Source organism: Legionella tucsonensis, assembly GCF_001468035.1.
In the GTDB taxonomy this organism is placed as follows: Bacteria; Pseudomonadota; Gammaproteobacteria; order Legionellales; family Legionellaceae; genus Legionella; species Legionella tucsonensis.
On record NZ_LNZA01000001.1, the window covers coordinates 2440189 to 2458934 of the forward strand.

Genomic DNA, 18746 nt, shown 5'->3' on the forward strand with positions numbered 1-18746 from the left:
TTACCGCTTGCAATTTGTTTCGCGGGTTAATAATACCGCGATTAAAGCCAACGCTGTAGTTATAGGGAACATCCACATGGCATATTGGAAATCTGCCACAGAATAAGTTGTCACTGCCGTCTCAGCATGATGTGCGATTAACCAACCATAGAGCACTTGTCCCACGCCGCCGCCGCCCATAATAATTACTGAGGCAATACCAGTTGAAGCACCTGTGTTTTCAGCAGAATTGCTTTCAGCGATTAAAGGGTAGGAAATTACCTGTGTGCTTGTAAAAAAGCCTAAGGCAAAAAATATAATGCTCAAAGTAGTTTGTGATAAAGCCACATTCAAGAATAACGGAATGACTGTGATAAATGTCGCAATAGCTCCTAGTATCATCAAGGGCTTACGTCGGCCTTGAGTGTCAGATAACCATCCTGCTAAAGGACAGCCCACGACACTACCCATAAAAATTAAACTGACGACATTGCTGGCAGCCATTTCAGGCAAGTGATGTACTGCTTGTAGGTAACTAGCCCCCCATAATGCACATAAAACCATTATCGGCAAATTAAGAAAGGAAGTATAAAATCCTGCTAACCAATTTTGTGAATTAGATAATGCCTTGATAAATCCAGAAATTACTTGTTCCCGATTGATACATGCTTTCATTGGTGAGTCTTCAGGTTTATCGCGAACTATCCAGTAAATCCAAAGTAATAATCCAGCACCTACTGCACCATCGATTAATAAAGCCTTGCGCCATCCAAACAATTCATAGAGATAAGCAAAAGGAGTATGAGCCATCATACCGCCAACAAAAGCCATAGTCACTAAAGAACCAATTACTAGAGCCTGCCTTCTTGGTGGAAACCAATGTGATACTAATACCACGCAGGATAAAAAGCAAAATGCATTACCTATCCCTGAAAGAAAATGGCAAAATGAAGCGACAATAAATGAATGGGTTAAAGCAAAACCTACTGTACCTAAAACACAAATAAACATCGCACTTAAAATAACTGTACGCGTAGAAAAACGATCCAGGATAATCCCTGCAGGAAGAAGAAATAGAATATCTGCCCACAAATAAGTACTGGACATCCAGCTTAATTGAGTAGCATCAATATGGAAATCATCCCGCAAGGGTTGATTGATTACATCAAAAATATTGAGCTGAAAAAATTCATAGAAAAAAAATAGTCCGGCTGATAAACACACTATCCACGCCATGAAGTCACCACGAGGCACAAAAGTTCTCGAATCCACTGCAAGAGATTGTGACACAGTTACTCCTTATGGCATAAAAAATTGCGCCCAAGTATATCAAAATTCCAAATGAATTGGTATCTTTATTGAACAGACCGAGAACCTAAGTACAGCAAACAGAAATTCATGCAAAGCAATCATATTCTGTTTATGATTATTCAACTGTCTTACATACTCTTCCTACAAAAGTTCTTTACAAAAGCCGGGATACGCATCAATAAATAAGGCTTGTCACCAGAATACACGCGTTGAATGAAGATCATTTTGGAAAACAAATCAGGCGAAACCTCATGTGTATCTTGCGGCTTAATTGCTAAATAATTTTCTCGGTTATTGTCCAATACCTTACAAAGTTCTTCATTATTGAAAGCAAATTTTCCTCGACCTCTTGAATAAAATTGGGCCGAGAATTCAACTTTGAAATTCCAATAAATAAGATAACTTCCTGAAGCTGGATTTTGTTTCAACCATGCAGTAACTACAGACTTTTCCGTTTTGGAAACCACTTTGGGGACTATATTAAATGCAAGGGTTATCCCAAGGGCAAATACACCAACAATAATAGAAAGTCCTGTGATGAGCTGCTTTGCTTTTGCTATAGTACCAACACGCTCCCAGTATTCTACGAAAAACACTGAAAAAGCAGGAAGACTAGGAAAAATATAAGTGTAAATAATGTTTCTGGAAAAAGTAAAAAAGAACAGCGGAATTACCGTACAAAGAAAGAAAAAACTCAGCCACCCATCTTTGTCGATAAATACTTTACATGGATTATGTCTGTACTTTAGAAACCAAGCAGCGCCTAGCAGACACCAAGGGAAAATGCCAACCACTGCATAAACCCAAATCATCCCCCAAAGCTCCTGATGTGCATAGCCATACTTATCGCCCGTCCATCCTGGTTTTAAAAATCGATTTAAATTCTCACCAACAATAAAGTAATTTAAAAACCCAGGCGTGCGTATTTCTGCCCAAATATACCAGGGAAGCGCAATAATAAGCATCAGTAAGACACCTTTTATCCAAGGTAATCTTTCCCATAAATTACGCCATTGATTCCGTAATAAAACCCAAAAAAATATCGGCATTCCTGATAAAACAACAGCAACAGGACCTTTTGCTAATAACCCTAATCCCAAACCTATAAAAAAAACATAAGACCAGAGTTTGCTCCCATCAACGATTGCCCGCCAAAAAGCAACTAAGACTAATGTAATGCAAAATACTAAAGACGGATCGGTCATCACAGTTCCTGCATCAACGAAAAAATCCAAAGCTCCTGCGAGAACTAAAATTGTGATCATTGCAATCACAGATCCACTACGCTTTTTAGTTAAATCCCAAATAAGCCACAATGTTGCCAAAGATAAGAGTAAACCAGGCAACCGAACTGCAAACTCATTAATGCCAAAAAGCTTCATTGAAAAAGCAGACAACCAGGTAGACAAAGGCGGTTTTGCCCAAAAAGGAACTCCGTAATCATGCAGCGGAGTCACCCAATTCCCGGTTTCCAACATCTTGCGAGCAATCTCTGCATAACGTGCCTCGGATACATCGTTTATAGGGATAAAACACATGGAAATAATACGACAGATAAGAAGAAAGATTAATGCAAATTGTGCGTTATTAAAAAATTGGTATTTCAACTGTTTATCGTTTTCAATTTTCAAAACAGACCTCATTTAAAAAATTTCCCCTCTTGCACGCATGCAAGGTATGCGAACTACATGCGCTTATCCGGGCTTTCTTAATGAAGCCCTTATCAAAAATGAAAGAATATTACCCATTATTTAAATTAATACAATTTTTTTATGTTTTTTGATAAAAAATAAACCAATTGTAGTATTCAATAAAACGGTTAACATAATGAATTTTCTTGCGTTTTATTAAAAGACTAAAATGTATAATGAAAATACATGACGCGCGGTTTACTTTAGTTTACACTGAGGCCTTGTAAGAAGAACTTACATAATCTATCCATTGGAAATTTGGAGGCTAACATGACGTTTGTATTAAAGGACCTAATTGAATTAAGAAGACATTTTGACGATACCGTTCAAATCATATTAAAACGTGAACATAAAGGAAAAATTGAAGACCTTATCAACCCCCAAAGAAAATTTGAACTTCAATTCCTTCGTTCCATACTTGATAAAGTAGAAGAGCAAGCAAAAGAAAAACCCCCCCAAGCCACTACAAATCTTATCAATGTGTTTTATGGTGCCATGCTCACTGTAGTGCAAGATATTGAAAATAATCGTGGGGTGATGGAATCATCAGGACTGCTTAACGACCGTCTAACCGATGCAATAGGAATCGGAGATGATGTCAAAGCAGAAGATAAGCCTGATTTATATCAAATTTCTAAATTCTATACTTCTCTAAATGCATTTTTGAATCAAGTTTTCATAGAGAACGATTCTCGTAAAGGCTTTGCAAAAGACCATATGCTGACCGAGGTTCCAACTGGGAACCTAAGTAAATTGATTCAGACCGCTTATAAACTGGAAAATGAAGCTCAGAAGAAAATAGTTGCTTCGTTTGCTGCTGATGGACAGACCACCGCTAACCTTACTAAATACAAGGCATCTAAGAAATCTCCAGCCTCGGCAACAGATCGCTTTGGTGGTTGGGATAAGCTCAATGCTGATCTTGATGAATTAATCAAAGACGAACTTGCTGATAAAAACGTTTCTAAGATTGAAAAGTTAAAATCAAAAGAGCGTATTGCTCAACTTCATTCTATGAATGCTATAAGAAACACACTGCAAACATCTACGCTCGATGAGGCTGAAAAAGTTGCCATTCTAGCGGGAGCAATGCATTTGGTTCGTCAGCAAATTATTAATGAGTATGCTGGTTCGTACGTTTCAAGTTTGGATAAATCAGTTATCTATAAAGGGTTAAACAAGATTCTTGCTGTCGATGTAGTAAACCAACAAGATGTTGAATCATTGGTTACCTCAGCAACCCAATTTGTACAATTTATGACAGTTGATCCGAAAAACAGCGGCAAAAAAGCAATCCGTAGTAATCATATTTTTTCAGCGATTGCAGACTTTAACTTAAAAGCTACTTTTAATTTATTGATTGACATGATCTATGCTTGTCGTACTGAAGCATTACATGATGTTGTTGAGGAATTTAAGAAAGAAACCAAAGGACCTGAAAAAGTTACTAAAGGATACTTAGGATTAGGTAGACTCTCCTCAGCTTTAGGTTATTTCAAAGCCAAGAAAGAAGATGATTCAGAAGAGGATGAGGAAGTTCTAGAACATAAAAGTGGTACCCCTACTGTAAACCACTGATGCTAATCCGCACACTTTTTAACTTGACCTTCCGATAAGACGGCAAATTATTTTTATTTTGCCGTCTTATCTTCGTTAAAGATTTTAATAAGTACATCGCTTTAGATAAGCCATTTAGGCTTTTTTTTGTTACAATATCATTTTTTCCAATTTGTTTTACCTTGACTAATGAAAATTAAATTAATTAAAGAGATATCGTTCGTCCTAATGCTTTTAATAGTAAGTCAAAGTATCAGTTTCGCGTATGGGCATAGCTTTTCTGGGAACACGGCTAACAACAGCAAGAGTATTACAATCTCAAAAAATCAATCTCAAAAAGAGCACAACGATAGAAAAAGAGAATCCTCTAAAAATTTACCTTTTGTACTCAAAAAAACGGTATCTATAACCATTGATGATCTCCCTTTTGTGGGGGAGTCTCGAAACTTTCATTTGAATATGATGATCGATACCATGACCAAGGAGCAAGTTCCTGCTACTGGATTTATTATTGCCAGTGAAGTGCGCAAAAATAACTGGGAGATATTACACAAATTTCGCGATGCCGGCTTCGGTTTAGGTAATCACACCCTCACCCACGCTAATCTAAATAAAGTAGATACTGAAGGGTACATTCAGGAAATTCAAGAAGCAGACAACATTTTGCTTCCTGTTTTAACTGAGCCTAAATATTTTCGTTATCCTTATTTAGCCATGAGTTCCGGACAAAAAAAAGAAGACATTCTCTGTTTTCTTGCGCAAAAAAATTATCATGTTGCTCCTATTACTATAGACTCCAAAGATTTTGTCTTTAATCAACGGCTGTTATCAGTATCCGAGATAAAAAGACGCGCCTATCTTGAAGAATTGAAACCCTTTTATCTTGATTTTATTTGGCAACAAACACTTCGTGCCGAAGAACACAATCAATTTCATCAAAATCCCGAGCAAGCGCAAATTTTGCTGATCCATGCCAATTTACTTAATGCCTATGTTTTACCAGATATTATCAATTTATATAAACAAAATGGGTATGAATTTGTTCACTTAGAAGAAGCATTGAAAACATTTAAATCTTCAGTTCAATGTTCCCGATCTCATATACTTGCACAAAACAAAGAACGACATCAGCAACAAAAGATTGCCCGTGATGCTGATATTGAGACTTTTATTGAATGGGATTAAATCTTAACCTAAACTAAATATGCAGGCTTAAAAACGGATTTGTTCTAAAAAACAGGGACGAAACTTTGAAATTCATGCTAGCTAGAAAGACGGCGTTCACCTTAGTTGAACTTTTGGTGACCTTATTGGTACTTTGCGTCGCTTTGGTTTTAGCAGTTCCCTTCTTAAACAATATACTTATGAATAATCGCCAAACAGCTTACACAGATATGTTTGTGAATGCGCTCAATTATGCACGCAACAGCGCTCTTAGTGGATCAATGAACATCATGGTTTGTCCCTTTGTGGCCGCACAATCTACCACTTGTGGCGGAAATTGGAGCGCTGGATGGATAGTGGTAACTCAACCGACAGTAGGTACAATTACCTTATTGCAAAGCCAACAACTTTCACCATCAGATCCTGTACTTTCAGGTAACGTTGCAAGTGTAGTTTTCGATCCACACGGTGTGACCACTTCCCCAAGTAATTTCAAATTTTGTGACCGTAGAGGAGGAGCATTTGCGCGTTCTATAGAAGTATTAGCGACTGGGTATGTTCAATCAAGTACAACGCCCGGACAAGCTGTTTGGGATAACAGCACACTTACATGTCCTTAATGGAGATAACTCATGAATTCCCGGAAATACGGTGCCCAACAAAAAGGAATGTCACTAATCGAAGTTCTCATTGCATTTGTGATCTTGGCTATTGGTTTGTTAGGTATAGCAAGTATGTTAATCATATCGAGCAAAGCAAATAATTCGAGTTATGCGAAACAAGCCGCCGTACAGTGTATTTATGACATATTTGAAAAAATTCGGGCTAACTATCAGGCTGCAATTAATGGTAACTACAATATCAGTAATATCAACAGCAGCGGTACACCGACTCTCCCTCCCTCACCTGGAGTTATGTGCAATCAATCCCCTTGTTCGAGTACTCAATTAGCTGCATATGATACATGGTATTGGCTTACGTATGATGTAAATAAATTACCCAGTGGCAGTGGCTCAATCACTTCATCCCCTGCACCTGGAGCGGGTGGAAATACACTTATTACGGTAACCGTGCAATGGGATGACAGCCTGGCACAAAATCTTGTTGGCGCAAGCAGTGCTCCTGCCCCCAACCCGAACTATGTCCAACTTATCGTACAAAGCCAATTATGAACAATGATAAAACACATCAGTATGGTTTTTCCTTAGTCGAATTAATGATTGCCACAGTCATTGGTCTTTTACTCAGTTATGCTGTGATACAAATTTATGTGACACAAACTCAAATCTATAAAGTAACAAACTCACAAGCTCTTATCCAAAGTACAGAAAATGCTATTGCCAATCTAGTCACACCTATTATTCGCTCTGCAGGATTTATGGGTTGTGGTTCTCTTGGTACCTCTGTATCTCATTTAAATGGTGGTGGCTCAGCCCCTATTGGCTCACTGAATTCCAATTCAATCTTACTCACTGGTTACAACCGAAATGGAACAACAATTACAATGAATCAAGGTAATCCTGCCAATGACAGCAATCCAGGTAATTGGACGCCCTCATTGGATTCATCATTGGCAGGAAATGTTCAAAATACGAGTGATGTCTTGGTTGTTCTCGGTGCAACTCCCGGTAGTTTTCCTGTCTCAATCACAGCGATTGATTCAAGTAGCGACTCATTCACAGTGCAAAGCATGAGCAGCATTAATCTTGCTGCAGGACAGTTCGCTGCAATATCTGATTGTGTTAAATCCTCTGTTTTTCTCGTAACCAATATAGCGGGAACAACGATTAGCCATGGAGCAGGTGTAGGACAATATGAAAACTCTTCTTCTACTTTTAGTTTAAACTATCAGGCAGGAGCCCAATTCATTCCTCTACAACAAACCACTTTTTTTGTGGGACAAGGACAAGGTGGACAAAGAGCATTGATGAGGGGAATTTTAACTGGGACAGGATGGACCATCCAACCTCTTGTTCCAGGAGTTGAAGTAATGAAAGTACAGTATGGCATAGGAGGTAGTGGCACAATTTCTCAGTATGTCACTGCCGATGCTGTCCCAAACTGGGCGCAAGTTTATTCGATTCGCCTTGGTTTTTTAATTGCAGGACAAGTTGCTTCCGGAAATCTGAATACTACTCAATATAATGTATTAGATACTTCAGTTACCGTCCCAAATGACAATCGACTTCGTCATGTATATGAAATCAATATTGCTTTAAGGAACGCGAGCTCATGAATTCTATTTCTCAAAATACAAAGTCTGATCGCTTATTCCACAGCAATAAATCTATTTCGAACTTCGTTGCAGAGAGAGAAGTACAAGAAGAAAGGAAGTGCCAAACTGCAGGGATATACATGCCCATGTATAAGAACTCTCAGGAAAAAGTAATTTCAGTACAACAAAAAGGGTATGTCCTGATAATGACCATGATTTTGCTTCTTACTCTCATAGCATTAGCACTTACAACGGTATCACTAAATACAACGCAAACACGAATTGCAGCCAATGCTACTGATACCGAAATCAGTTTGGAAAAAACTGAAGGGGCTTTAAACGAAGCGATTAATATTCTGATCAAGGGAACCTACAATACAACAAATTTTCTGCAGAATAGTAATGGATTATACATGCTGAATCCTACTGACCCACCTTTATGGAGCACCGCTAATTGGTCCAGCTCTTCATCAGTAATTCGCAGCTTCCAAGGATATTCCAATACACAGGCGAGTTATATTATTGAGCAGTTACCTTCGATTGTTCAGCCCGGACAAAATATGAAAACACCTACTCGTATATATCGAATTACTGCACGTTCAATAGGTGCCAATGGAAATACAATAGTGATGCTACAAAGTACAATACAAATACAACAATAGGTAAACTAATGATAAACAACACACGAAAACAAGGATTCACCTTAATTGAATTAATGATAGCCATACTTATTATGGCCATACTGGCTACAATAGCATATCCTAACTATGTCAGTTTCGTTCTTAAGTCGCGTCGCTCTGATGCTATGGCCACGTTAGCACAAGATCAGATCACTTTAGAACGGTGTTATTCACAAAACTTTTCTTATAATGCTCCTTGTGGCTCATTACCTTCATTTCCGCAAACATCTGCTCAAGGTTTCTACAGTATTACCTTATCTAATCTAGGAGCAACAACATATACACTGACAGCAACACCCATTGGGAGCCAGGCTAGAGATACAACCTGTGCCAGCATGACAGTTGATCAATCTAACGCAAAAACCGCTGTAGATTCATCAGGGACTGCACAAACCATTTGTTGGAATCCGACATAATAACAAATTGAATCGGAATCCAGACTTCTATGTCGTGTTACATCGAAGTTACCCAAATAAAAAATTTACTTTACAAAAAATACTCGATTCTCTACTATCCCACTCAACGGAAAGTCCAACTTAAAAATAAAAATGGAAATTTTTTGCTTTTTCACAGGCATACTCTATCTATATACCTTTAATCATTGTTTACCCTTAATTGTCCTGCTCTTCTTTTTCCTCAGTCCAAAGTATTCCTTAATTCTGTTTTTTACTTTAGGGGTTGCGATGGCAGGATTGCATCAAGTTGTTGTTTCACCCAAAGGAATACCTAATGTTACCGTATTACCTAAGGTAACAGTGCAAGGAACAATTGCATCGATTCCTAACCAAGATTTTACTAAAACACAATTTTTATTTGCCCTTGAACAATACAATCATCATCCAGCACAAGGATTTATCCAATTAGCCTGGTATAACAATGCTCCAAAATTACGCGCAGGACAACGCTGGCAATTCACAGTCAAATTAAAAAAACCTCGAAACTACCTTAATCCCGGAAGTTCAGATTATGCAGGCATGCTTTCAGCACGACACATTCAGTGGACTGGTTATGTTCTCTCTCCAAACAGCCAATTGTACCCAGAATCACAGCCACGTTTTAACTGGCTGCTATTACGTGAACATTTGGGAAATAAACTTGGCCAATTAGCACCAAATCAAGACACTGCAGGAGTTGTTGAAGCATTGACCTTAAATTTAACCACTCATATTAGCCAGAAAAATTGGGATTTGTTTAGACGTACGGGCACAACCCATCTTTTTGGGATTTCAGGAGAACATATTGCATTGGTATCGGGGTTAATTTATTGGCTGGTGCGCCGGCTATGGTCTAAAAGCTCACTATGTTGTTTGTTTATCCCAGCACCCTATGTTGCCAGCATTAGCGGTCTGTTGGCTGCTTTACTTTATGCCTTTTTAGCAGGATTTGCTCCCCCAGTACAAAGAGCATTAATCGGATGTTTTTTTTATACGCTCTACCGCCTAGGGAAACAACGTTTTTCCTCTTGGCAAATATGGCGTTACGCCTTGTTTGGTGTTTTATGTATCGAACCACATGCAGTATTTATGCAAGGATTTTATTTTTCATTTCTTGCGGTAGCCTGTTTGCTTTTAACCCAACAGCGTTGGCGATTAAAGGATTATAAAGGAAATTTGGCCTTACAATTAAGCTGCTTAATTGGGCTCATGCCTTTAACCCTCTACTGGTATTCTTATGGCTCAATTAATGGTTTTTTTGCAAATTTATTTTCCATTCCTCTTGTTGGTCTTTTGATCGTACCCTTAGCATTAATCACTATGACACTGTGTTCATGGAGTGTTGCTGCTCTATTAATGAAACTCTTATCCATTTTGATCGACCTGTTATTTAAAGGATTATACTTGATTGAACATTTAGCAATCATGAACATTAATTGGTCAATTTCTCATATTTATTTAGTTGTTGTCTTAATGGGAGCTTTACTGATGTGGGTTATATTGCCAATGAAACCCTTTCAATGGATCGCACTTTTGTGGATACTACTTCCATTTTTTCCACCCCGTGCTGTACCCACTCCAGGAGAAGCAGTGATTGATATTTTGGATGTGGGCCAAGGCTTGGCAGTTGTCATTAGAAGTCAACGCCATACCCTGATTTATGACACTGGAGATCGATTTTTTCAAGGAAGCGATTTAGGGAAGATGGTGATTTTGCCTTATCTTAAAATCTTAGGAATAAAAAAAATTGACTTTGTGGTCATTAGTCATCCAGATAAAGATCACCGTGGTGGACTCAACTCGCTTGAAAAAGAAATGCCAGTGGATCAGTTATTAGTCAACGATCTTCATTACTATGATCATGGTGTAACATGCCATGATTACCCACAGTGGGACTGGGATGGTGTTTCTTTTCGTTTCATGCCGATTAAAACTCACTTTAAGAATAAAAATAATAACTCGTGTATTCTACAAATAAGCACCAAGGCCGGAAAAATATTATTAACAGGGGATATTGAAAAAATAGCCGAAGATTATTTAATAAAAACTTATGGGACAAAGCTTGCCTCTGATGTTTTAATTGTCCCTCATCATGGCAGTAAAACCTCCTCTTCTTATCGATTTTTACTTGAAGTAGCGCCACACTATGCCATAGCTTCTTTAGGCTTTGATAATCGTTTTCACTTTCCCCACACTAAAACTTTGGCAAACATGAAATCATTGAATATTCCCTTTTTCAGAACAGATCAATGCGGCATGATACAACTTGCCTTGCCAGCCCAAGGGGAAATAAAAAAACCTATTTGCTTTAATGGTCTTGATGTAACCTAAGAAAAATACAGCCTGGGTACTGTGGCAAAACCCGAGTTTTCTTGATTGGGACGAACATCTCAATTCCAGATTTCACTTCATCTCACTCAGGATATAAAAATACTTGAACTGCAAAAAACTCCCATTAAAATTCAATGCCTGAATTTCGGTCGCACTTTTTTTAAAAAAAGCTATAGTAACTATTGAAACAACTGATTGAGTGATTCATGTTAACTGATACAGCACAAAAAGAATATTACCAGGCCTTACTTGCTAAAGACTCCAAATATGAAGGTGTATTCTATGTTGGAGTTAAATCGACTGGAATATTTTGTCGACCTACCTGTTCTGCAAAAAAACCAAAATTTGAAAATTGTGAATTCTTTCAAACAGCTCAAGAGGCGCTCCTTGCTTCATATAGACCATGTATGCGCTGCCAGCCATTGTCCTATCCTAATCAAGCTTCCAATTTAATTCAAAAATTGGTTGCGGCTGTAGAAGCCAACCCTGAAAAGAAATGGAAGGACAGAGACTTTGCAGCATTAGGAGTTGATACATCAACTGCACGCAGGCAATTTAAAAAGCGCTTTGGGATGACCTTTGTTGCTTATGCTCGTGCAAGAAGAATGGGCATAGCCATGAAACAAATCCGTGAAGGTACTATAGTGATTGAAACACAACTTAATGTAGGGTACGAATCCAGCAGTGGTTTTCGTGATGCTTTTTCTAAAATAATGGGCGCAGCCCCTTCGCAACTGACAAAATACCCCACGATTTTGAAAGCGTCCTGGTTTGATTCACCTCTTGGTCCAATACTCGCAGTGAGTGATGAAGAGGCTTTATATCTCTTGGAGTTCGTAGACAGAAGAGGTCTGGAGCGTGAAATAGAACGTCTAAGAAATAAAATGAAAGCAGCCATTATCCCAGGAAGCACTTCACCAATTCATTCAATTGAAAAAGAGCTTAAAGCATATTTTGCAGGAACTCTAAAACAATTTAGCACCCCAATACATATGCTAGGCAGTCCCTTTCAAAAAATGGCTTGGAATGCTTTAACACTTATTCCTTATGGAGAAACAAGAAGTTATGCAGAACAAGCTCAGGCATTAGGAAAGCCCACTGCATACAGAGCTGTTGCCAATGCTAATGGTGCAAATTCGCTTGCGATAATTGTTCCCTGTCATCGAATCATTAACTCCAACGGAAATTTAGGCGGTTATGGCGGAGGGATAGCACGTAAGCAATGGCTTATTGAACATGAACAGAAAAATAAGCAAATATGTTACTCTTTCACTCAGCAGCCTCGATGAAGTAGAGTAGAACCCGAGGGATGACATCAACGCACCACTATGTTCTAGCTGTCTCTTGATCTCATCTCTGCCTACTCCCCACACGGGTTTATCCGCGAGGCCCAGTGCCTTCTGGATCCAAACTAGGAGCGTCCGCCAAAAAGTTTGCTCAATGAAAGAGAAAAAGAAAATGGAGATGGATTAAAGTCATTTTTTTCTTCTGATTCATGTCTTGTTTCCTTCTCTTCCACATATTTTTCTTCTTTTTCTTTTTCATCTCTACTACGTAATGATGGTTTTGGTGTTGTAGTAAAAGGAGTCAATCGAGTGGGTTGGTTCTCTAGCTTCAGATTAGGGGCATATGCTTTAGGAAGTAAGTTTCTGCTAACCAGCTCTTTAATAAAAGTATCGCGAACAATTAATTCATTTTTATTAAGTGTTATCGTAAAATCATCCACCGGAACACCTTCTTTTTCCAAAGCAATTTTAAATTGTTCAAACGCCTTTTTCAGTGTCTGAATAAGCTCCCTCATTTCTTTTTCATCTAATAAAAGGCTGGGGTTAGGACGAATCGTTATTACCCCTCGTTTACTATCATGACTAAACAATAAAAACTCAGTCATTTCTTCCAGTTCAAATAAATCAATTGATAAGGAATCGTGTACTGTTAGTAGTCCGTCATCCGCGTACAAATCCAACGGGACACTATCAACAATATCCTGTTTTTGCATACTCATGATGTTTTGCATAGGTGCTACGACTTGAATTTCAAGGCGCTCCTCACTACTTGAGCCACCACCTCCAGAGCCACCCGGCCCTTTGCACTTACACACCGGAAATTTGGCAGCCCTACACCTACTGCAAGGATTCTTTTCGATGAGGGCTTGTAGATCATCTTGTGCAACTTCGCGTACTGGTTGTAAGTCGGGCATATTCCACCAAATCACTTATCATAATGTTCAGGAACTTATGATAGCAGCAGGGAAACATCCCTTTAAACATCGGTAACTATTATTTACATTTTCTTAACCATTTACTTCCTCCATAGACACTACGGTTTCCGCCGCACCATGATTAAGAGCGCAGAAAGTACCTCTTTTTATTTCAAAAATCCGATATAAGTTCAACGGTAATAATAACGAATGCAAAACAAAAATCGGGTAGAGTGTGCTCCCAAGAGCATAAAGAATAAATGCTACATTAGAGCAGATTGCGATAAGACGTAATGTCAAAATCCTTTTGACATAGAAAGTCGCTAAAACAAGACAACAGGCAACATAGCCAATAATTTCGATCGTTGATTCCATTTCAACTCCCAACTTTACAATCCATTCCTATTCAACATACACCTAGTATGCATGACTCGCAAGTAGCATTGATATTGGAACTTGATAAAACGAGGCAAAATATGATTGTAAAATAAACAGTCAGAAGAAGGGAGTAGGATTCTACCGTTCTTTAATTAATAACAGGACTCTTGTAACCAACAATGTCCATATCGATTACATACACGAACAGTTTGGCACTCAGGATAGTAATAATTGTCGTAGTAGTAAGGTGCCCCAACAACAACACCAACACTAGAACCCCGCCAACCGCTACCCCAGCCACCATAGTAACCACCGTGCCAACCGCCGCCATGATAATAGCCGCCATGCCAGCCGCCACCATGATAATAACCACCATGCCAGCCGCCATGTGTAAAACTCGCTCCAGCAACCAATAGACCGAGAGCAAAAACTGCAGTACGTAGGATACTACTTATAGAATTTCTGCTCATAATATTTCCTGTTTTCTAATACTTATAAGCTTAATTATAACGTAAATTCGCTTCAAAAATAGTAGGATTGCCAATTTTTTGTCACCTAAAATCAGCATTTGAAATACATCTAATAAAAAGAAATAATAAGTTTCTATTTCATGTTTAGGGTACTTAATGCAGTTGACTCAATTTACTGATTATTCATTACGCGCTTTAATTTATATTGCGATAAAAAAAAATACATGCACCATTAATGACATTGCTACAGCTTATGCTATTTCACACAATCATCTAATAAAAATAATCCATAATTTATCTAAATTAGGAATTATTAAAACAATTAGAGGAAAAAATGGCGGCATTATCCTGGCTGAAAATCCCGCAGAAATTAACCTCAAAGCACTTGTTTTAAAGCTTGAGCCCCACTTTGATTTAGTACCCTGTTTTAATAAAGAAGCAAATTGTTGCATCGCCCCAACCTGTAAATTACGAAAAATTCTCATTGATGCACAAAGTGCCTTTTTCACGATTTTGGAACAATTTAGCTTGGCAGATATTATTCAAAACAAAGTGGAACTCTACTCATTACTCAATCTTACTCATAAAGGCGAAAAGCTCGATGCACAAAATAAAAATCAAACGAATTTATGAAAAACCTGATTCCTCAGACGGCTATAGAATATTGGTAGACAGGTTATGGCCTCGCGGAGTGAACAGAGAGACAGCGTTAAAGATGTAAAACATAGTAACGCTCAGGCCTTACTTGAGTTAATTCATGCAGGAAAAATAATCAGATTTAGTACTATTTTAAAGTTGTATTTAAAATGAAACTTTATTATCATAATTTCATTTGTATCAGCAGATAGCAGTGATATGACTGAGCTGAATAAAACACATATCGAAAAGCTTGTGACTCATTTTTATCAAAAAGTACAAAAAGATGAGCTCCTTGGCCCAATTTTCAATGATGCAGCACAGGTTGATTGGGATGAACATATCCCCTTGCTTTGCCAGTTTTGGAATAGCATTATGTTGAAAACTAATGAGTATCATGGTAATGCCTACCAAAAACATACCCTATTAAACCAACTCACCCAAATTGAGGAAGCACATTTTGCCCGTTGGCTTAATTTATTCCAAGAAGAAACGGTGAATCATTTGCCTATAGATGCTGCCAAAGAAATTTTTCAAAAGGCCTCATTCATCGCAAAATCTTTAAAGTATGGGATGTTAGGCCTAGAAAAAAGGGGTAAAGAACATGATTAAACCACTGAGGCGTGATATCCTCATAACCTTAATTATTAAGTTTAGCTTATTGATTTTATTATGGATAATTTGCTTTAAGGATGTGGAAAGATCACACCAAAGCAATGAACAATGGCTGTTAGGTACCAGCCAACAAAAAGAATATCTTCTTTCTAAAGAAAAATAAACTAAGGAAATCCCCAGTACACTCTTAAAAACTGGGGGATTTAGCAAGGATTTTATCAATACAGTATATGACATGTGAGGTAAGCAATGATTCCTGGTAGTGACCTGGTTGATCTTTCCCGTTTACAATTTGCTCTAACAGCGCTTTATCATTTCCTTTTTGTCCCGCTCACATTGGGCTTATCGCTCATTTTAGCGATTATGGAAACAATCTATGTTATGACAGGCCACGATATTTGGCGACAGATGGTCAAATATTGGGGAATACTCTTTGGCATTAATTTCGTTTTAGGTGTTGCCACTGGGCTGACTATGGAGTTTCAATTTGGTACCAATTGGGCCTATTACTCCCATTATGTTGGCGATGTTTTTGGTGCTCCACTGGCTATTGAAGGACTTATGGCTTTCTTTTTAGAAGCCACTTTTGTCGGTTTATTTTTTTTCGGCTGGGAAAGATTAAGTCGCTTGCAACATATGTTTTGTACCTGGTTGCTTGCTTTAGGCACAAATCTTTCCGCATTATGGATTTTGATTGCTAATGGTTGGATGCAAAATCCAGTTGGAGCGGAATTTAATTTCCATACGATGCGCATGGAAGTTACCGATTTTGTTGCAGTGATGTTTAATCCGGTTGCTCAAGCCAAATTTGTTCATACTATTAGTGCTGGTTATGTCACAGGTTCAATTTTTGTCTTATCCATTAGTGCTTACTTTTTATTACGCGGCAGAAACATCCACTTTGCCAAGCGCTCAATAACTGTAGCCGCAAGCTTTGGACTTGCATCTGCTCTAGCTGTAGTCGTATTAGGTGATGAAAGTGGCCATCTTGACAATAAAAATCAAAAAATGAAATTCGCAGCAATTGAAGCCATGTGGCATACGGAAAAGGCTCCTGCTGGCCTTACAGTTTTTGGTATTCCTAATGAAAAAACAATGAGAACTGATTATGCAGTAAACATTCCCTATGCGTTGGGATTAATTGCAACACGTTCATTCACGGAGCCCCTACAAGGTATTTCTGAATTGATCGATCAAGGAAAAGAGCGAATCAAAGATGGCATGCTTGCTTATGAAGCCTTAAGCCGATTACAAAAAAATCCTAATGACGAGCAAGCAAAAGCTGATTTTACTGCACACAATAAATATTTAGGTTACGGTCTGCTCTTAAAGAAATATACTGAAAACGTAGTTGATGCAACTGAAGAGCAAATTAACCAGGCAGCTCATGATCTAAAGCCTCGAGTCACTCCTTTATTTTTTTCATTCCGTATCATGGTCGCCTGCGGATTTTTCTTCGTTTTCTTATTTGCAACAGGCTTTTACTTATCGATGAAACGTAAATTACATACTACCCGTTGGTATTTGCATATTGCATTTTATGCATTACCATTGCCTTGGGTTGCTGCAGAGCTGGGCTGGATAGTGGCAGAATATGGACGTCAACCCTGGGTAGTCCAGGATATCTTACCTACGGCGATGGGTACATCCAGCCTAAGCACTGCTCAAGTACTAACCTCAATATCCGGATTCATCCTCTTTTATACAATTCTTGCCGTAGTTGAAGTGTTCTTGATGGTTAAGTACATCCGTCTTGGCCCTGATAATATGGCGCACTAGGAGATTCATTATGCCTTTGGATTATGAAATATTACGAATTATATGGTGGATCCTACTCGGTGTATTATTGATTGGTTTTGCGATCATGGATGGTTTTGACCTGGGTGTTGCTATGTGGCTGCCCTGGCTTGCAAAGAAAGATATAGAAAGACGTATACTAATTAATAGTATTGGCGCAACCTGGGAAGGAAATCAAGTCTGGTTTATTCTCGGTGGCGGCGCCATCTTTGCTGCCTGGCCAGCCTTATATGCGCTCTCTTTCTCAGGTTTTTATTTTGCGATGCTTCTGATTTTGTTGGCCCTAATCTTGCGTCCCGTTGGTTTTAAATACCGTTCAAAATTAGCGAATCCTCGGTGGCGTTCATTTTGGGATTATGCTTTATTTGTTGGTGGCTTTGTCCCCGCACTCATTTTTGGTGTTGCCATTGGCAATGTATTACAAGGAGTTCCTTTTTATTTTGATCAATATTTACGACCATTCTACACTGGCAGCTTTCTTGATTTATTGAATCCTTTTGCCCTGCTGTGTGGTTTGTTGTCTGTGTTGATGCTTGCCATGCATGGCGCTTTTTTTCTTAACTTAAGAACCGAGGATCGCATCCAAAAACGAGCCAGAACTGCAGGAAAAATATCCGCTCTCCTGAGCATATTGATTTTTATAAGCGCTGGAATTTGGCTTCATTATGGTATTGATGGTTACAGTGTAACCGGAGTTTTAGCTCATAATGGCCCATCGAACCCACATTACAAGACGGCTATTCGACTTGCAAATGCTTGGTTTTTTAACTACCGCGAACTGCCCATAACTTTATTTGCTCCAGGAATCGGCATTATTGCGGCATTATTAGCTTTCATAGTTGCAAAACATGTTAAGACAGCTTTTATTTGCAGCGCCCTTTCGGTTGCCGGCATTATCGCCACTGTAGGCGTCAGTATGTTTCCATTTATACTGCCTTCTTCGTCTAATCCTGAACAAAGCTTGCTGGTCTGGGATAGTTCCTCAAGTCAGTTAACTTTGTTTATCATGTTAGTAGCAACTGTTATTTTATTACCGCTAGTTTTGCTTTATACCGCTTGGGTTTATCATGTATTACGAGGAAAAATAACAGAGCAAACAATTGCTAAAAATCAAGATACAGCTTATTAGGAGGTGATTATGTGGTATTTTTCCTGGATATTAGGTACTGGTCTGGCTTGTTGTTTTGCCATCTTAAATGCAATGTGGCTTGAGCTGAACGACTCGAAAAATGAGTCAAAGTAAACCTGGTACTTATATCGTGTCCCGAGAAATAATATGCTCTCGGGC

At 38.5% G+C, this 18746-nt stretch carries 21 protein-coding genes; 16 read left to right on the plus strand and 5 right to left on the minus strand.

All coding sequences use genetic code 11. The features are described from left to right. Entirely contained in the window at nt 1–1269 is a 1269-nt protein-coding gene (locus Ltuc_RS10750) for an MFS transporter (RefSeq protein WP_058521258.1), read from the minus strand. A 149-nt stretch (nt 1270–1418) separates the two neighbouring features. After that, complete coding sequence (locus Ltuc_RS10755) at nt 1419–2921, minus strand: ArnT family glycosyltransferase (protein ID WP_058521259.1); 1503 nt, start codon at nt 2919–2921, stop codon at nt 1419–1421. A gap of 330 nt (nt 2922–3251) precedes the next feature. Between Ltuc_RS10755 and Ltuc_RS10760 the strand changes: the two genes are divergently transcribed. The 9 genes from Ltuc_RS10760 to Ltuc_RS10800 all read left to right on the plus strand — a co-directional run bounded on the left by Ltuc_RS10760 (nt 3252) and on the right by Ltuc_RS10800 (nt 12651). Next, complete coding sequence (locus Ltuc_RS10760) at nt 3252–4559, plus strand: hypothetical protein (RefSeq protein WP_058521260.1); 1308 nt, start codon at nt 3252–3254, stop codon at nt 4557–4559. Between the two features lie 207 nt (nt 4560–4766). Next, complete coding sequence (locus tag Ltuc_RS10765; protein ID WP_420798247.1) at nt 4767–5723, plus strand: polysaccharide deacetylase family protein; 957 nt, start codon at nt 4767–4769, stop codon at nt 5721–5723. A 74-nt stretch (nt 5724–5797) separates the two neighbouring features. After that, on the plus strand, nt 5798–6322 hold the full coding sequence (locus Ltuc_RS10770) for a GspH/FimT family protein (RefSeq protein ID WP_058521262.1): 525 nt from the start codon (nt 5798–5800) through the stop codon (nt 6320–6322). Between the two features lie 12 nt (nt 6323–6334). Continuing rightward, on the plus strand, nt 6335–6874 hold the full coding sequence (gene pilV, locus Ltuc_RS10775; RefSeq protein WP_058521263.1) for a type IV pilus modification protein PilV: 540 nt from the start codon (nt 6335–6337) through the stop codon (nt 6872–6874). After that, nucleotides 6871–7938 carry a PilW family protein gene (locus Ltuc_RS10780; protein WP_058521264.1) on the plus strand — a complete coding sequence of 356 codons (1068 nt, stop codon included), beginning with the start codon at nt 6871–6873 and terminating at the stop codon, nt 7936–7938. Before pilV ends, Ltuc_RS10780 begins: the two co-directional genes overlap by 4 nt. Continuing rightward, nucleotides 7935–8579 carry a pilus assembly PilX family protein gene (locus Ltuc_RS10785; RefSeq protein WP_083498079.1) on the plus strand — a complete coding sequence of 215 codons (645 nt, stop codon included), beginning with the start codon at nt 7935–7937 and terminating at the stop codon, nt 8577–8579. Before Ltuc_RS10780 ends, Ltuc_RS10785 begins: the two co-directional genes overlap by 4 nt. Before the next feature lie 8 nt (nt 8580–8587). Then, nucleotides 8588–9013, plus strand: a complete 426-nt coding sequence (locus tag Ltuc_RS10790) for a type IV pilin protein (protein WP_058521265.1) — start codon at nt 8588–8590, stop codon at nt 9011–9013. A 132-nt stretch (nt 9014–9145) separates the two neighbouring features. Beyond that, nucleotides 9146–11362 carry a DNA internalization-related competence protein ComEC/Rec2 gene (locus Ltuc_RS10795; RefSeq protein WP_058521266.1) on the plus strand — a complete coding sequence of 739 codons (2217 nt, stop codon included), beginning with the start codon at nt 9146–9148 and terminating at the stop codon, nt 11360–11362. 206 nt (nt 11363–11568) lie between these two features. Next, nucleotides 11569–12651: a bifunctional transcriptional activator/DNA repair enzyme AdaA gene (locus Ltuc_RS10800; RefSeq protein WP_058521267.1), complete on the plus strand. Its 1083-nt coding sequence runs from the start codon at nt 11569–11571 to the stop codon at nt 12649–12651. Between the two features lie 122 nt (nt 12652–12773). Here the strand turns inward: Ltuc_RS10800 and Ltuc_RS10805 are convergent, their stop codons facing one another. The 3 genes from Ltuc_RS10805 to Ltuc_RS10815 all read right to left on the minus strand — a co-directional run bounded on the left by Ltuc_RS10805 (nt 12774) and on the right by Ltuc_RS10815 (nt 14410). Next, entirely contained in the window at nt 12774–13562 is a 789-nt protein-coding gene (locus Ltuc_RS10805; RefSeq protein WP_058521268.1) for a hypothetical protein, read from the minus strand. 93 nt (nt 13563–13655) lie between these two features. Continuing rightward, nucleotides 13656–13937: a hypothetical protein gene (locus Ltuc_RS10810; RefSeq protein WP_058521269.1), complete on the minus strand. Its 282-nt coding sequence runs from the start codon at nt 13935–13937 to the stop codon at nt 13656–13658. A 155-nt stretch (nt 13938–14092) separates the two neighbouring features. Then, nucleotides 14093–14410, minus strand: a complete 318-nt coding sequence (locus Ltuc_RS10815) for a hypothetical protein (protein ID WP_058521270.1) — start codon at nt 14408–14410, stop codon at nt 14093–14095. Between the two features lie 156 nt (nt 14411–14566). On the opposite strand from Ltuc_RS10815, the gene Ltuc_RS10820 reads away from it, so the two are divergent. From Ltuc_RS10820 to cydX, 7 genes are all read left to right on the plus strand, one after another. Next, nucleotides 14567–15043 (plus strand): Rrf2 family transcriptional regulator, encoded by a 477-nt coding sequence (locus tag Ltuc_RS10820; RefSeq protein ID WP_058521271.1) that lies wholly within the window; start codon nt 14567–14569, stop codon nt 15041–15043. Next, nucleotides 15012–15131 carry a DUF488 family protein, N3 subclade gene (locus Ltuc_RS15085; RefSeq protein WP_083498080.1) on the plus strand — a complete coding sequence of 40 codons (120 nt, stop codon included), beginning with the start codon at nt 15012–15014 and terminating at the stop codon, nt 15129–15131. The genes Ltuc_RS10820 and Ltuc_RS15085 overlap by 32 nt, the downstream gene beginning before the upstream one ends. 134 nt (nt 15132–15265) lie before the next feature. Next, complete coding sequence (locus Ltuc_RS10825) at nt 15266–15658, plus strand: group III truncated hemoglobin (protein ID WP_058521272.1); 393 nt, start codon at nt 15266–15268, stop codon at nt 15656–15658. Further along, complete coding sequence (gene cydP / locus Ltuc_RS15565) at nt 15651–15824, plus strand: cytochrome oxidase putative small subunit CydP (protein ID WP_165480993.1); 174 nt, start codon at nt 15651–15653, stop codon at nt 15822–15824. Before Ltuc_RS10825 ends, cydP begins: the two co-directional genes overlap by 8 nt. An 86-nt stretch (nt 15825–15910) precedes the next feature. Next, nucleotides 15911–17440: a cytochrome ubiquinol oxidase subunit I gene (locus Ltuc_RS10830; RefSeq protein ID WP_058521273.1), complete on the plus strand. Its 1530-nt coding sequence runs from the start codon at nt 15911–15913 to the stop codon at nt 17438–17440. 10 nt (nt 17441–17450) lie between these two features. After that, on the plus strand, nt 17451–18587 hold the full coding sequence (gene cydB, locus Ltuc_RS10835; protein WP_058521274.1) for a cytochrome d ubiquinol oxidase subunit II: 1137 nt from the start codon (nt 17451–17453) through the stop codon (nt 18585–18587). 9 nt (nt 18588–18596) lie between these two features. Next, the gene (gene cydX / locus Ltuc_RS10840) at nt 18597–18701 is read left to right on the plus strand and encodes a cytochrome bd-I oxidase subunit CydX (RefSeq protein WP_058521275.1); all 105 of its coding nucleotides are present in this window, start codon (nt 18597–18599) and stop codon (nt 18699–18701) included. Nucleotides 18702–18746: the final 45 nt, after the last annotated feature.